At 58.7% G+C, this 13432-nt stretch carries 17 protein-coding genes and 1 pseudogene; 16 read left to right on the top strand and 2 right to left on the bottom strand.

All coding sequences use genetic code 11. From position 1 onward, the window contains the following. The 16 genes and pseudogenes from BLW71_RS37500 to BLW71_RS37430 all read left to right on the top strand — a co-directional run. A complete protein-coding gene (locus BLW71_RS37500) occupies nucleotides 1-279 on the top strand; it encodes a TrbC/VirB2 family protein (protein WP_091809429.1) in 279 nt (92 codons plus the stop codon). After that, a complete protein-coding gene (locus tag BLW71_RS42550; RefSeq protein WP_286162246.1) occupies nucleotides 279-788 on the top strand; it encodes a VirB3 family type IV secretion system protein in 510 nt (169 codons plus the stop codon). Before BLW71_RS37500 ends, BLW71_RS42550 begins: the two co-directional genes overlap by 1 nt. Then, nucleotides 673-3279 carry a VirB4 family type IV secretion/conjugal transfer ATPase gene (locus BLW71_RS37490; protein WP_286162245.1) on the top strand — a complete coding sequence of 869 codons (2607 nt, stop codon included), beginning with the start codon at nucleotides 673-675 and terminating at the stop codon, nucleotides 3277-3279. Before BLW71_RS42550 ends, BLW71_RS37490 begins: the two co-directional genes overlap by 116 nt. A 10-nt stretch (nucleotides 3280-3289) precedes the next feature. Further along, nucleotides 3290-3997, top strand: coding sequence for a TrbJ/VirB5 family protein (locus BLW71_RS37485; RefSeq protein ID WP_091809425.1), 708 nt, complete (start codon nucleotides 3290-3292; stop codon nucleotides 3995-3997). A gap of 11 nt (nucleotides 3998-4008) precedes the next feature. Further along, nucleotides 4009-4272 (top strand): EexN family lipoprotein, encoded by a 264-nt coding sequence (locus BLW71_RS37480; protein WP_091809423.1) that lies wholly within the window; start codon nucleotides 4009-4011, stop codon nucleotides 4270-4272. 9 nt (nucleotides 4273-4281) lie between these two features. Further along, nucleotides 4282-5415: a TrbL/VirB6 family protein gene (locus tag BLW71_RS37475; RefSeq protein ID WP_091809421.1), complete on the top strand. Its 1134-nt coding sequence runs from the start codon at nucleotides 4282-4284 to the stop codon at nucleotides 5413-5415. 22 nt (nucleotides 5416-5437) lie between these two features. Continuing rightward, nucleotides 5438-5629: a hypothetical protein gene (locus tag BLW71_RS41300; protein ID WP_143048434.1), complete on the top strand. Its 192-nt coding sequence runs from the start codon at nucleotides 5438-5440 to the stop codon at nucleotides 5627-5629. Further along, a complete protein-coding gene (locus BLW71_RS37470) occupies nucleotides 5626-6357 on the top strand; it encodes a VirB8 family type IV secretion system protein (RefSeq protein WP_218157155.1) in 732 nt (243 codons plus the stop codon). The genes BLW71_RS41300 and BLW71_RS37470 overlap by 4 nt, the downstream gene beginning before the upstream one ends. Nucleotides 6358-6359: 2 nt before the next feature. Beyond that, a complete protein-coding gene (locus tag BLW71_RS37465) occupies nucleotides 6360-7253 on the top strand; it encodes a TrbG/VirB9 family P-type conjugative transfer protein (RefSeq protein WP_177205210.1) in 894 nt (297 codons plus the stop codon). Next, nucleotides 7250-8395, top strand: a complete 1146-nt coding sequence (gene virB10 / locus BLW71_RS37460; protein WP_091809419.1) for a type IV secretion system protein VirB10 — start codon at nucleotides 7250-7252, stop codon at nucleotides 8393-8395. Before BLW71_RS37465 ends, virB10 begins: the two co-directional genes overlap by 4 nt. Beyond that, nucleotides 8392-9423: an ATPase, T2SS/T4P/T4SS family gene (locus tag BLW71_RS37455; RefSeq protein WP_091809417.1), complete on the top strand. Its 1032-nt coding sequence runs from the start codon at nucleotides 8392-8394 to the stop codon at nucleotides 9421-9423. Before virB10 ends, BLW71_RS37455 begins: the two co-directional genes overlap by 4 nt. Next, nucleotides 9420-9902, top strand: coding sequence for a hypothetical protein (locus tag BLW71_RS37450; RefSeq protein WP_091809415.1), 483 nt, complete (start codon nucleotides 9420-9422; stop codon nucleotides 9900-9902). The genes BLW71_RS37455 and BLW71_RS37450 overlap by 4 nt, the downstream gene beginning before the upstream one ends. A 14-nt stretch (nucleotides 9903-9916) precedes the next feature. Beyond that, entirely contained in the window at nucleotides 9917-10174 is a 258-nt protein-coding gene (locus BLW71_RS37445) for a DUF2274 domain-containing protein (RefSeq protein ID WP_091809413.1), read from the top strand. A 74-nt stretch (nucleotides 10175-10248) separates the two neighbouring features. After that, a complete protein-coding gene (locus tag BLW71_RS37440) occupies nucleotides 10249-10482 on the top strand; it encodes a hypothetical protein (protein ID WP_143048433.1) in 234 nt (77 codons plus the stop codon). A gap of 485 nt (nucleotides 10483-10967) precedes the next feature. Next, nucleotides 10968-11978 (top strand): phosphatase PAP2 family protein, encoded by a 1011-nt coding sequence (locus tag BLW71_RS37435; RefSeq protein ID WP_091809409.1) that lies wholly within the window; start codon nucleotides 10968-10970, stop codon nucleotides 11976-11978. 84 nt (nucleotides 11979-12062) lie between these two features. After that, a pseudogene (locus tag BLW71_RS37430) lies at nucleotides 12063-12554 on the top strand (IS5 family transposase); the annotation flags it as partial. A gap of 176 nt (nucleotides 12555-12730) precedes the next feature. Here BLW71_RS37430 and BLW71_RS37425 read toward each other — a convergent pair. Further along, entirely contained in the window at nucleotides 12731-13072 is a 342-nt protein-coding gene (locus tag BLW71_RS37425; RefSeq protein ID WP_091809406.1) for a hypothetical protein, read from the bottom strand. Continuing rightward, complete coding sequence (locus BLW71_RS37420; protein ID WP_091809404.1) at nucleotides 13072-13308, bottom strand: BrxR family helix-turn-helix transcriptional regulator; 237 nt, start codon at nucleotides 13306-13308, stop codon at nucleotides 13072-13074. Before BLW71_RS37420 ends, BLW71_RS37425 begins: the two co-directional genes overlap by 1 nt. Nucleotides 13309-13432 lie beyond the last annotated feature (124 nt).

Raw genomic sequence — 13432 nt, 5'->3', positions numbered from 1 at the left:
ATGAAAAAGCGCGTTCAAGCTGCACAAATCGTCGTGGGCGCCTTCGCACTGGTCGCGGCGAGTCAATCCTTTGCCGTTGACACTGGCGCGTCCTCGTTGAACTCGATGCACTCGTGGGTGATGCTCTGGATTCCCGCCGCGTGCATTCTCGGCATCGTCGCAATCGGTGCCGGCATCTTCTTCCATCTGATCAAGGTCCATCAGGTGGTCAACCCGGTGCTCGGCCTCATCATCATCGGCTCCGCGTCGGCGATCGTGGGTTTCTTCGGCCTCGTCTGATGGCTAAGAAATTCCCACTCTTCAAGGGGGCGACGCGCGTAGCGACATGGTTGCTGGTGCCCCGCAACGTGTTCGTCCTGACCTTCATGTTTTCGGCGTCCCTGTTCATGGTGATCCATCTGTGGGCGCTGCTTGTGTTCGGCATGCTGTGGCTTATCGAGTGGGGCATCACGAAACACGATGACCGCATGTTTCGCATTATCGGTTTATGGCTGAAAACGAAGGTTCGCAACATGTACGAATCCGCCTTCACGCGGCTGTGGGGAGGGTCCAGTTACTCGCCGGTCGATTACAGCGCGCCGTCGATTAACGACATTCGAGATGAGGTATGGCATGGCGCTCGCTATCCGGAATATCAGCGAAACCAAGACCTTCAAGAAGGAGCCTTCCTTCGTGAAGAACATTCCCTATTCGCAGCACCTCACCGAAACCATTATCAGCACGATCGGCGCGGAATATCTGATCGTGTTTCGCGTCCCCGGCCGCACGCACCAGAGCGCCCACGATGAAACGCTCAGGTCGTGGGTTCTCGACCTCAACCACGTCGCAAAGCAGATCGGCAACGAACACGTGAAGTTCTGGACGCATCTGCATCACCACAAAACCGAGAGCTATCCGGCCGCTAGCTTCAAGACCCGCTTTGCGCGCGAGCTGGACGCGAAATATCGCAAGAGCTTCGAGAAAACGCCGCTGATGACGAACGACCTGTATCTGACGGTCGTTTATAACCCTGTCGGCGACCTCACGCAAAAATTTCTCGCGCGGTTCGACCGGCCCTCGCGCGAGCAACTGGACGGGAGGCAAAAGCAGGCAATCGCCGCGCTCGAAGATATCGCGACCCAGCTAACCGGTGCGATGCGCTCGTATGGTATCGAACCGATGGGCCTGTATTACCGCGACAAGAAAGGCAACCTGATCGAGGAACAGGACGACACGACCGACGACGCCGACGAGCTGGACGACGATATCGAAGGCGACCTTCTCGCCAACCTGCCGGCCGACGATGACGGTGCAGCACCGAAGCCGGTGCCGGCGACGCAGCGCCATGTGTTCTCGCGTGCGCTGGAATGGCTTGGGTTCCTCGCGAACGGCGAATGGTCCCCGGTGCCGGTGTGCCGGGGACGCATCCGTGATTACCTGATGACGAATCGCCCGGTCAGTTCGCTGTTCGGCGACGTGATCCAGATCCGGACCATCGACCGCAACCTTTTCACGGCCGCCGTCGAGATTCGCGAGTACGAGGAAGAGACGGAGCCGGGGCAGCTTAACCTGCTGATGGAGGCCCCGTTCGAATTCGTTCTCACGCAGGTGTTTTTCTGCATGTCCAAGGCGGCCGGCCGCATCTTTCTACGCAACCAGCAACTGTCGCTGATCGAAACCGGCGATCCAAGCCATTCGCAGATCAGTCAGATTACGGATGCGCGCGACGATCTTGTTTCCGGCCGGTTCGTGATGGGCTTTCACTATGCGACCATGCATGTGGTCGGCGACACGGCCGAAAGGGCTCAGGCACTGGCACGTCAGGCCAAGGTCATGCTCAATCAGTGCGGCGTTGCAGCGGGCGCGGTCGGCATGGCATCGGAGGCAGCGTATTACAGCCGCCTGCCTGGCAACACGGCGTTCATGCCGCGCCCGGTGCCGGTCAATAGCTGGAATTTCTTCTGCTTCTCGTCGTTTCACAACTTCCTTTCCGGCAAGGCCACTGATAACCCGTGGGGCAGGGCGATTGCCCTGTTTCGCGCCGTCAGCGGTACGCCGGCTTTTTTCAGTTTCCACTCGACGCCGAAGAAGGAGCGTTCGTTCGGCAAGCGACCGCCAGGCGTGACGGGCATATTCGGGCGTATCGGCTCTGGCAAGACGACGCTCCTGGACCTCCTGTTGACCTTCGCGACCGAGCGTTCCATTGATCCCCGCATGGCGATCTACGATCGCGATCGCGGCATGTATCCGCTTGTCAAGGCACTCCACGGGCGTTACACGGTGCTTAAGGACGGCGCGCCGACTGGATGGCAACCTCTCCAGCTCGACCCCACGCGCATCTACATCGCATTCGTGAAGCGTCTGTTGCGCGTGCTTGCCGAGACCACCCTGAACGGCGAGCCACTTGAGCAGCACGAAGTAGACGACCTGTCGGCGGCCATTGATGCCGTCATGGGGCCGCCCATCGATGATCCGGAGGCTCACCGGGGCGAACAGACGCTCATTCCGCTTGCCGACCGGTCCATCACCGCTGTGGTGGAGCATTTGCCCGATCCCTATCGCGGCCCAGGTGCGCGCATGACATTGGCAGCCATGCTCAGGCCGTGGACGCGCAACGGCGATTACGGATGGCTGTTCGATAACGAAGCCGACACGCTCGACTTCAACACGCGCGATATCAACGCATTCGACCTTACGGAATTCCTCGTCGCGAAAGACGAGGTTGCGCCTGTCACCCGCACGCCAATGCTGATGTACCTCAACTTCCGCGTGCGTTCGACTATCGACGGCAAGCGTCGATTCATCCAGGTATTCGATGAATTTGCACAGTATCTCGATGACCCCATCATGGTCCGCGAAATCAAGCGGGGCATCAAGAACGACCGCAAGAAAGACTGCATCTACGTGTTCTCGACGCAGGAGCCGAACGACGCCATTTCGAGCAGCATCGGCAAGACCGTTATCCAGCAGATGGTGACGTTGCTCCTGCTCGAAAACCGCGATGCGGACCCGGAAGATTACACCGGTTCCGCAGGCCTGAAGCTCGCGCCGGCTGAGTACGACGCGGTCAAGTCCATTCCCGAACACAGCCGCCAATTCCTCATCAAGCAGAGCGGCCAATCCGGCGTTGCCGTGATGAAGCTCGACGGCATGGACGAAGAGCTCAGCATTCTGTCCGGCACGCCGGACAACGCGGATCGGCTCGAAAAGCTCATTCGCGACCTTGGCTCCGATGATCCGGACGTGTGGTTGCCGCGTTACTACGCGGCTGTCGTCGGTAAGAAATCGCGCCGTTACTAGGAGAACCACCGTGAAGCTCTGGAAACAAACCGCAATGGCAATCGCGCTGGCCACCTCGTGCGCCGGCGCGCACGCGCAGATCGTTGTCACCGATCCAACGTCACTCGCCCAACGTGCCGCAAATTTCCTTCAACAGATTGGGCAGATGAAGGCGCAGCTCGACCAGGCGAGACAGCAGTATGAAGCGATGAGTGGGACTATCGGCAGCTACAGCAGCATGCTACCGACAAGCACTTCGACCCTTCGCAACAACCTGCCGCAGAACTGGAGTGCGGTCTATTCCGACGCGATGAACAGCACCTCCAGCGTGTCCGGGTCCGCCTCGTCCATCCTGTCTCAGTTCGACAATCAGATTCGTGGCATGGGCCGCGGCGACGCGCTCAAATTCATCGACGAGAAGCTACACGAGAAGGGAGCCTATGACCGCGCGATGACCGAGCAGGCCTATGACAACCAGATGCGCGAGCTGAACGACATGCAGTCGCTTACGCAGCAGATCGGGCAGGCCACGACGCAAAAGCAGATCGAAGATTTGCAGGCCCGCATCGGGACCGCACAGGGCGCTATTCATGGCGAGCAAACGAAGCTTCAGCTCATGGCGATGGGTCAACAGGCGCAAGAGCGCCTGTTGCGTCAGCAACAGGCAATCGCCCAAAAGCGATACCTGCTTGGCGACGACAGCGAAACCAATACCGCACCGAATCTCACCGGCAATTGAGGATCACCACCATGAAGAAATCTTTGCTCATTCTCGTAACTCTCGTTCTCGCAGCCTGCAACAACAAGGAGGAAAGCCACACGCGGAGCTGGTATCGCGACCATGACGCGGAACGGAAAACAATGGTGGCTCAATGCAAGGACGACGCCGCGAAAGCGATGACTCCCGAGTGCATGAACGCATCCAATGCCGAGTCCGACATCTATATCAACGGCAAGGACTATTACAAGAAAGGCGGCGAGACCAACAACGCGCCCAACTTGACCAACAAGTAGGGGAAGGCAATGGCCTACGATGGCGTAACACAAATATTCACCTACATGGACGCGGTAACGACGCAAATCGTAGCCGCGAACGTGAGCAGAATTATCGGATGGGCGGCTCCGCTCGCTGCGCTCGGTCTTGTCATCATGCTCACAGTGGATGGTCTTGCAATCATGTTGCGGCCGACCGGCGAGCCTCTATCGCAGCTCGTGGAGAAGTTCATCAAGTATTTCGCCATCGTAGCTATCGCCGGCGCGGGCGGCCTGTACGCAACGACTTTGGCGAGCACTGCCATGCACTTGCCGGACGAGTTAGGGTCGGTGCTGTTGTTGAATGGCTCTACAGCGAGCGGCAGCTCAAGCGCCATAGCGAGCATGATCGATTCGGCGATGGACCACAGTCTTACAGTCATGCGAACATTGTTCGACCAAGCCGGCATCACGTCCGAACGCGGGTTGGTCGCGCTGGTACTTGGCATTGTCGTAATCATTTCCACGCTACTGATTTGCGGCATTGGGGCTATTTCGATCCTGCTTGCGAAGTTCCTGCTGGCAATCACCGTATGTTTTGGGCCGTTTTTCATTCTGCTCTTGATAGTCCCGCCGCTTGTTAGCTTCTTCGGAAACTGGCTTGGCTCAGTCCTTAACTACATCCTTCTCATTGCCATGACGGCTATGAGCTTCGGCATTTTCATGCACTTCTTCGACAACGCTATTTCAGCAGCGGCGAATCCCAATCCGAACTCAGGCGCGCTGATGGCAATTATCACCGCCGGCATCATCACCGTCATGGCCGTTGTGCTCTTGAAGTCCCTGCCCGACCTCGCCGCGCGCTGGACCAACGGCGTCAGCACCAAACTCGCCCAGCACATACGGCAGGCCCCGTCTCCGGCTGGCAACGGCGGTGGAAAGGGCGGCGGAGGCGGCAGCGTTGGCCGTACCGAAAGCGGGTCGGGTTCCTCCAGCGGATCGTCCGGCCCCTCCAGCGGTGGCAGCGGCGCCTACTCCTACGCCCGCGGTTCCCAGGGCAGTGGGTCATACGGCGGCAGCTCGTCGTCATGGGGCGGCAGCGGTAGCTCATCGTCATCGAGCAGCGAAGGCAGCGCGAGTAATGTTTCCGCGCGCGGCTCCCAAGGCTCGCAGAGCAACTCCTGAAACCCGTCCAAGGGATGAATCCATGAACACTCGCCACATTGCTATCGGTCTGCTGGCGTTGGCTTCACTGGCCGGATGCGCTCACGTCACGCCCCCGCCCGAACCTGACATGACCAGGCTTGTTCCAGTCAACAAGACCATTCCCGACGAGCTGCAGGGCCGCGTCACCCCGCAGTCGCTGATGTCGAAAAGTGCAGGAGGAACCGCACGATGATGAATCTGGCCCTTGGAAAGTCGGGGAAATCGGGCGCGACGCCGATCACCGCAAACGACATTGAGAAGTACAAGGAAGAGCGTCAAGGCCTCGAAGTCGATCTGCTCGATGAAGTCCTGACCTCACGCAGGCGCGCGTGGCAAGTGAGCGCTTCGGCCATCGGCTTCGGGTTCCTGTCGCTCGCGCTGGCCGGTTTCGTTATCTGGCGCTACAGCCAGCCGATTCCGGAACACATGCTCGTCATGGACCCGAAGACCGGTGCGGTCCAGCAGGTGTCGCTGATGCCTGGCGAAACCACGTCTTACGGCGAGGTTGTCGATAGCTACTGGATCGTTCGGTTTGTCATCCATCACGAAGGCTATGAGTTCTATTCGTCGCAGGCCGACTATGACTTTATTAACCTCACTGCGACGGGCGAGGTTGCCGACAGGTATCAGAAGCTCTGGAATGGCGCGGACGCGCCCGACAAAAAGCTGGGTGATACCGAAATGACCCGGGTGAACGTTTCGTCGGTCATTCTCGATCGCGATCATGGCATCGCAACGGTGCGTTACAGCACAACCAGGAAGTATCGCGCCCGCCCGGGCGATGAACCGACGAAATACTGGATCGCGACGGTTGCGTACAAGTATGCGGCCAGGCCCATGACCGCGAAGCAACGATTCATCAACCCGTTTGGGTTGCAGGTGTTGGCCTTCCGGCCGAACGCCGAGGCTACGGAGAATTGACCATGCGCCTTGCCATGATTCCCCTGCTCGCCGCGCTCGCGTTCACGGGCATGCAGCACGCATGGGCCATCGGCCCGAAGAAAGATTCACCCTACGACCGTCGCATCAAATCGGTCACCTATAACCCGATCGATACCGTTGAAGTCAATTGCGTGATTGGCCTTGCGTTGACGATTACTGTAGCGCCCGGCGAGCGGTACGTTACCCACGCCTTCGGCGACCAGGCCGCGTGGGCGCTTTCCCAGAACGGCAACCATATCTTCGTGCAGCCGACACAGGCCAACAGTGACACGAACCTCGTGCTGGTTACCGATCGCCACGTGTATCACTTGCTGCTGCACTTCATTGGCTCGAAGAAAGCCAACGATGGCAGCGCCGGCAACACGGCCGACAGCTTCATCAAAACGCCATGGGCGATGCGTTCGGCCACGATCGCGCTGAACTACAACTACCCGGACGACGATCGACGTGTGGCGCTCGCGAAGACGAACGCGCAGCGCGTCAAGGATGCACTCTCGACAGCTTCCGACCAGGGCCTGGTGAACATGAGCTACGACCGGTCCTACGATCCGGCGATGAACGATATCGCTCCGGTCAACGCGTGGGATAACTACCGGTTCACATCTTTCAAGTTCCTGCCTAACGCCGAGTTGCCGACGATCACCTACATCAGCGCGAGCGGTAAGGAAACCGTTCCTAACGTGCATATCGAAGGGCCGAATCACAACATCATCGTCGCCGAGCTGGTCGTCAGGGAATGGCGCATCCGGTCGGGCAACAAGGTAATCGGCGTCCGCAACCAGAACTTCAATCCCGCGCTCGGCGCGAACCCGGGAGGTACGGTTTCGCCCTACGTCCGGCGGGCGCTCAAGCAGGACAATGGAGATAACCAATGACCGACCGTATCGATACGCCAGAATCCGTACCGGACGGCCGGCAGCCGTTCGTGGCCGGCCCCAGGAGGTCGGTTCCAGGCCTTGCGGCCTTTCTTCTGCTGATGGTCGTGCTGGCTCTCGCACTGATTGGTTTTCTCGCGTGGCACGCACTGCACCCGAAGCCACCCGATGGGGACCAGACTGGCGCGAAGCGCGACCAGACGTTTTCCGGCGTGCTACCTCAACGGCACTTCACCGAGACACCGGCCAGTGCCGTACCGACCAGCTCACCGGACCCAGCCAGCGCGCCGGCTACCGGCACGAACAGCGCTGCACCAGGCCAGCAACAGGCCTCACCGGAGGAGCTGGCGAACCTGCGGCGGTTGGGCCGAAGCCAGGGCGGCTCAGGCAATGCCCAGGGCGCCGGCACCGACGCTGGCGCAACGCCCCCTGCGTCGTCGGGCGGCTTGCCAATCCAGCGCGTCAGCCAGAGCAGTGAAACACTCGACCGGACCACGACGGCCGCACGGCCGCAGGCCGTCAAGGCGACCATGCTCGCGCATCCGAACCTCACGGTGCCGAGCGGCGTAATGATCCCGTGCGGCACGAAAACCGAGCTGGACACCACGCAGCCCGGTATGGTGTCGTGTCAGGTCAGCAGTGATGTTTATTCGGCCGATGGCAAGGTGAAATTGATCGACAAGGGCGCACACGTCGACGGCGAAATCTCCAGCGGCATCAAGATGGGCCAGAACCGCGTGTTTGTGTTGTGGACTCGCGTACGCAATCCGGACAACGCCATCGTCAACATCGACAGCTCCGGGACGAACTCCCTTGGCAGCTCCGGTATCCCCGGCCAGGTCGATACCCATTTCTGGACCCGGTTTGGCGGTGCCATGTTCATTTCGGTGTTCTCAGACGTGGGCCAGGCCCTCGTGCAGCTCGCGGCGAACCGGGGCAATTCCAGCGGCGGCAACACGAATATCAGCCTGGACAACACATCGAATACCAGCAACCAGCTTGCGGCCGAGGCGCTGCGCGCAACGATCGACATTCCGCCGACGTTGTACGACCAGCAGGGCGACCGCGTGATGATCTACGTTCGCCGTGACCTTGATTTCAGTGACGTGTACACGCTCTCTATGGATGAGCCTCAACAATGAACGCTCCTGCAAATCTCAAGTATTTCGACAACCGTTCGTTGCTCTCTACGTTGGGGCCACTCAATGAGTACATGAACGACCCGAATGTCTTCGAACTGCGCGTGAACCGCTTCGGGCAGCTCGTGTGCGCCACCACCAAGGGCCGGGTCCTTATCGACGCGCCGTTTCTCACCAGGTCGTATCTCGAAAAGCTCACCAACACGTTACTCAGCGCGAACGGCTTGCCGCGCCAACCGGTCAACGATGTGTTGTTGCCGGACGGTTCGCGCGGCGTCCTATGCTGGCCGCCGGCCGTTCTCGAAGGAACAGTGCTGATTGCGATCCGGAAGCATCTGGCCGTAGACAAGACGCTCGAAGAGCTTGATGCGGAAGGGCGCTTCAGGAAACTACAGATCCGTACATTTGCGGACTCCCTGAAGCTCACACCGTTCGAAGAGGAAATGACTGCCCTGCGCGACAGGGGCGACATTACGGGTTTCCTCAAGGCGGCCATTACCGGAAAGCTGAATGTAGCCGTCGCCGGCGCGACCGGTTCAGGCAAATCCACGTTCACTCGGACGCTGTTGAAGTACGTACCGCGTCGCGAACGGGTGCTGATTCTGGAGGACACGCACGAGGTTGGCTCCGACGATCACGACGAGATTGGCTACCTCGTATACGGCGAACAGGAGGGGCGTCTGTCAGCGCGGGAGTGCCTGAAAACCACCATGCGCCTGTCGCCCGATCGCGTTTTCCTGACCGAGCTGCGCGACGATGCCGCGTGGGACTACATCAAGAGCGCGAACACCGGCCACCCCGGCGGCATCTTCTCGACGCACTCCAATAGCGCGGCCGAGACGCCGAGCCGGATCGCGGACCTGGTGAAATCGTCCGAGGTCGGCCGGATGCTCGACTACGACATGATTCTGCGCACGATTCACGCGACGCTCGACCTCATCATCTACATGAAGGATTGGGACGTTGTCGAGCTGCTTTACGACCCGCTTTTCAAGAAGCAAAACGCCGCGCGAGAAGGAAAGAAGCCATGAACCATTCGATTCATACCCTGTTCATCAATAGCTTCTGGATCGTCGCGGCCGCGATCGCTGCGACGGCCGTATACCGGAAGGTCGCGCCCTATCTATGGGGCCGCAGGAAGGGCGAACCTGTTCTCGCGCACGTCCAGCGCGTCGCCCATCAACAGGAGCAATACCAGCTCAGGCAACGCGACCTCAACATGACGAGACAGAAGGCCGTACGCGTGCGCGCGATCAACGCCGGCGTCCTGATCGGGGTCATGTGTCTCGCGAGCTACCTCATGCGTCGGGTGGGCTTCGAAGTAACGAACAACACCATCCTGTCGTTCGGCGGGTATGTCGTGATCGGCCTGCTCGCCTGTTCGTTCGCCAAGGCCGTGCCCGCCGAGCTGTTCGCGGGACTCAACTGGCACAGTCGAATCGATGTGCGGCTTTATTGCGTGTGGCTCTGGCCGCTGCATGTCATCAAGGCGATCCGTCGCAAACACTGAGGACTTGAACAACCATGTCTGAAAAAAACACCCGCAAATTGTCCGCGCGCCTGCTGCTGCCGATCGTCAAACGTGAGCCTGAGAAAACGAAGCTGCCGGTCAACCTGTCGCAGGACGTGCACGCCGACTTGCTCGCCTACCAGCAGGCCTATCAGGATATGAACGGTGCCGAGGTGTCGTTCGACTTCATCATCGAGCACGTACTCGTGCAGCACCTGAAACGCGACAAGGCGTTCCAGGCGTGGAAGGCCACCCATAAAAACGGCAATTAATAAAAGCAGAAACGTGCGAGGTGACCGTCCGTAGGTTCATACCTGCTGACCATCAGAGTAACGTGGGGAAGATAATGCCAACCCAAACTTATGAGGAACTCATCGCGGAGCGCGACGCAATCCAGCGAAAAGTGGACGAAGCTTTCGCGCACAAGAGCGAGCAGGCGTTCGCCAGGATTCGAGAGCTGATGCAGCAGTACAGTATTCGCGTTGTCGATCTGACGCAGCGCTCACGTTTCAAGCTCAGCGAGCCGAAGATGGGGTTTGAGGTGCAGCGGAACGGAAACCGGGTTAAGCACTTGCTCTAAATCGCCATCTGCCGGATCCCGTAGCCAAGATTAGTACATTTCAATTGGTTATTTCTAAGCCGCAAGCCGATAACGTCGAGATCCGATGTTGTAGTAATTGTGGCTGCCGCCTATTTGGCTATGTATCCTGGCTGCCGGGTTCAGTAGGAAAGCACCGTCGCTAACCGGCCTAAGCCGCCGCTGGCTTACCCAATTGTTTGGACATTCAAACGACGACTTCTCTCAGAAAGCAGCCTATCTGGCGCGTCGCAGGCATTTCCCCCGTGCGAAAGCGATTACTCAAATGTCTCTCGGCTTTTGCGTGATGTTCCGGCTGGCGACGACGGGCGTGACGGTGACCGTAAAGTTTCCTGGCTACCCGCCGTTAAATACTCGAAGCGCAGCTATTCCGTCTCCTGCCGCCGGTTCTTATCTGAAAGCAAAGAAAAGTACGGCCGGGTAACTGTTCTGAAAAAAACACGACAATTGCGAGGAGCAAATAGCGCATGGATCATGGCCAAGATACGTTTCTCCGCGACCGCGATATGCACAGAAATTATTGGCTGCGATACATAACTGGATGGGCCGCCGTGTTGGCGATCATTCTGGTCGATATCGCGTGGTTTCGTGTGGAATCCTATTCAATAAATGGCGAACATCTACGTGATCCCGCGAAAATTGCCGGGATTTTTATAGGCATCGCAGTGGCGCTAGGATTGGTCGCAAACATCCCGCGCTATCGGAAAATAACGAGGCGGCTACGCTATGCTGAAATATCGGACTTACTCGCGTGGCTTACGATGCTTTCATGTTTCACGTGGGCGGGTTCGCTCCTGTCTTATCTTTGCGTGACTACGAATGCCCCGCTCATCGACAATTCGCTTGTTCGGTTCGATCTCGCGCTTGGCTTCAGATGGCCGTCTGTCTACGAGTGGGTGCATTCCCATCCTGCCGTTCAACGCGTGCTTGCATGGGCTTACGCTAGCGGATGGTGGCAATTAATTGGGACGCCCGTAGTTCTTGCGTTAACGAGGCGCCGCGAGGAGTTGTCAGAATTTGCACTGCTCTTTATATCGGCAACCATTTTTGCGCTCCTTATTTCAACACCATTTCCTGCGGCAAGCGCCTTTGTTCATTTCAACGTTACCGATCCGAACACTGCATCCAGCGTATCCGACTTTGCTCTATTGAGAAGCGGCACTTTGCGCGCTTTCGATCTGAGATCGGCGCAGGGTCTGGTGTCCATGCCGTCATTGCATACAGCCCTCGCCGTTCTGTTTGCCTACTCGCTTCGTCATGTGCGAATTATTTCCATCATTGCATGCTTGCTCAACCTTGCGATGATCGCTTCCACGCCCACGCAAGGAGGGCACTACCTTGCAGACGTCTTTTCAGGTTTGGTGCTCGCATTTGGCGTGATCTGGCTTTCGAAGTCTCTGCGTCAACGGATCAGTTCGGTTCTTTTCGAGGAGAGTCTGTCACGGAGAACCAGAGCATCCGTGGCAGAAACACTCTAACAACCTGTCTGGGGCGGCAGTCCCAGGCTCTGTTCACATTTAAAGAAATGTGTCTACATCCTGTCTTTTGCGCTGCGAGACAGGATGGTACGAACGCTTCTGATCGACGAAGTATGGAACAAAGTCCAAGCTATCCTGCCGGGCAAGGAAGGTGACCGAGGCCGAACGGCCTCCGACAATCGCTGGTTCCTCTAGGCGTTGCCTGGATTGCCCGCATCGGCAGCCCATGGCGCGATCTGCCCGCGCAATTCGGCCGGTGGCATAAGGCATAGATCCGTTTCTCGCGCTGGCGAAGCAAGGGTGTGTGGCCGCGGGTGGCGAATGCTTTGGCAGGCGAGACGGAAATCGAGCACGTCCTCATCGATTCGACGGTCGTGCGAGCGCACCAGCATTCGGCCGGGGCCTTAAAAAAGCGGGCCGCAAGCGCTCGGACGTTCCCGAGGCGGACTGAGCACCAGACTGCATCTGGCGGTGGATTCGAAGGGGCGGCCGTTGAGACTGATCGTCACTGAAGGACAGGTCGCCGACATCTCGTGCGCCGCGCGACTGGCTGAGCATCTGCTCACCGGGTCCGTCGATCGTCAGTCCAAAGCGGAATACGTCCTCTCCCATGTGGGGCAAAGCATGCCACCTCGGACGCCAACTGATAGGCAATAATCGGCGCGGCGGCGATGCACTTCCATTCGCCGTCGCGCTTCTCATGCAACGCAGCCGCCACGAAGTGCGGCGCGCTCACACGCAGCAGCATGCGCTTACCGCCCATGGAACGTTTGGCAGTTTCCGCAATAGCGATCAAGGACATCATTCCGGTTATACGAGGTCTTGTGGCAGATGGTGCAGCGTATCGCGAGGCCGCCATCCATCATGACATAAGTCTCCCCGTATTCGCGCGGACGTTTCGGGCCTTCGGTCCAATGCGTGACGCGCCGACCCTCGCCGTGGTTCTTGACCCATGTCCCGCTCGCCGTATCGTATTTATCGGCCTGCCAGAATTCGACGCCGTTATCGCACACGATCCACACGACGACATAGTGCGAAAAGCTATGCCCTGCTGTGGCTCGCGGCGTCTTTTCCGTCACGCTGAACCAGCGCATTATGGGAAAACCCTCTCAAATTCAAACTTGCGCCGGTACGTTTTCGACGTTTTGTCGTATTTCATGTCATGAGGCCCAATCTGTTGATACGTCGCGAAGTTGTGCGACGCTTGCGGCATCGACAGCACAAAGAAAGAGCAGATCGCGCTGCGGTCGATCGTGTCGTACCCGGCTAACAGGAAGTCAATAAAGCGCAGGCGATGCGCGAGCGCAAACGGGAGTTTTCCTTTGTCCATTACGCCTCGCTTCTATCCGGCACCGTTAATCAGGAACGGCGTGCGGTCATCAACGCCTGCAATCCATGCGGGCACGCGCGCCAGCCCCGACCAGGTAGCTCCGATTTCGGGGTCGCGATCAACT

The organism is Burkholderia sp. WP9 (assembly GCF_900104795.1).
In the GTDB taxonomy this organism is placed as follows: domain Bacteria; phylum Pseudomonadota; class Gammaproteobacteria; order Burkholderiales; family Burkholderiaceae; genus Paraburkholderia.
The sequence above is the reverse complement of the archived record's forward strand: the minus strand, read 5'-3'. Positions and strand labels throughout refer to the sequence as shown.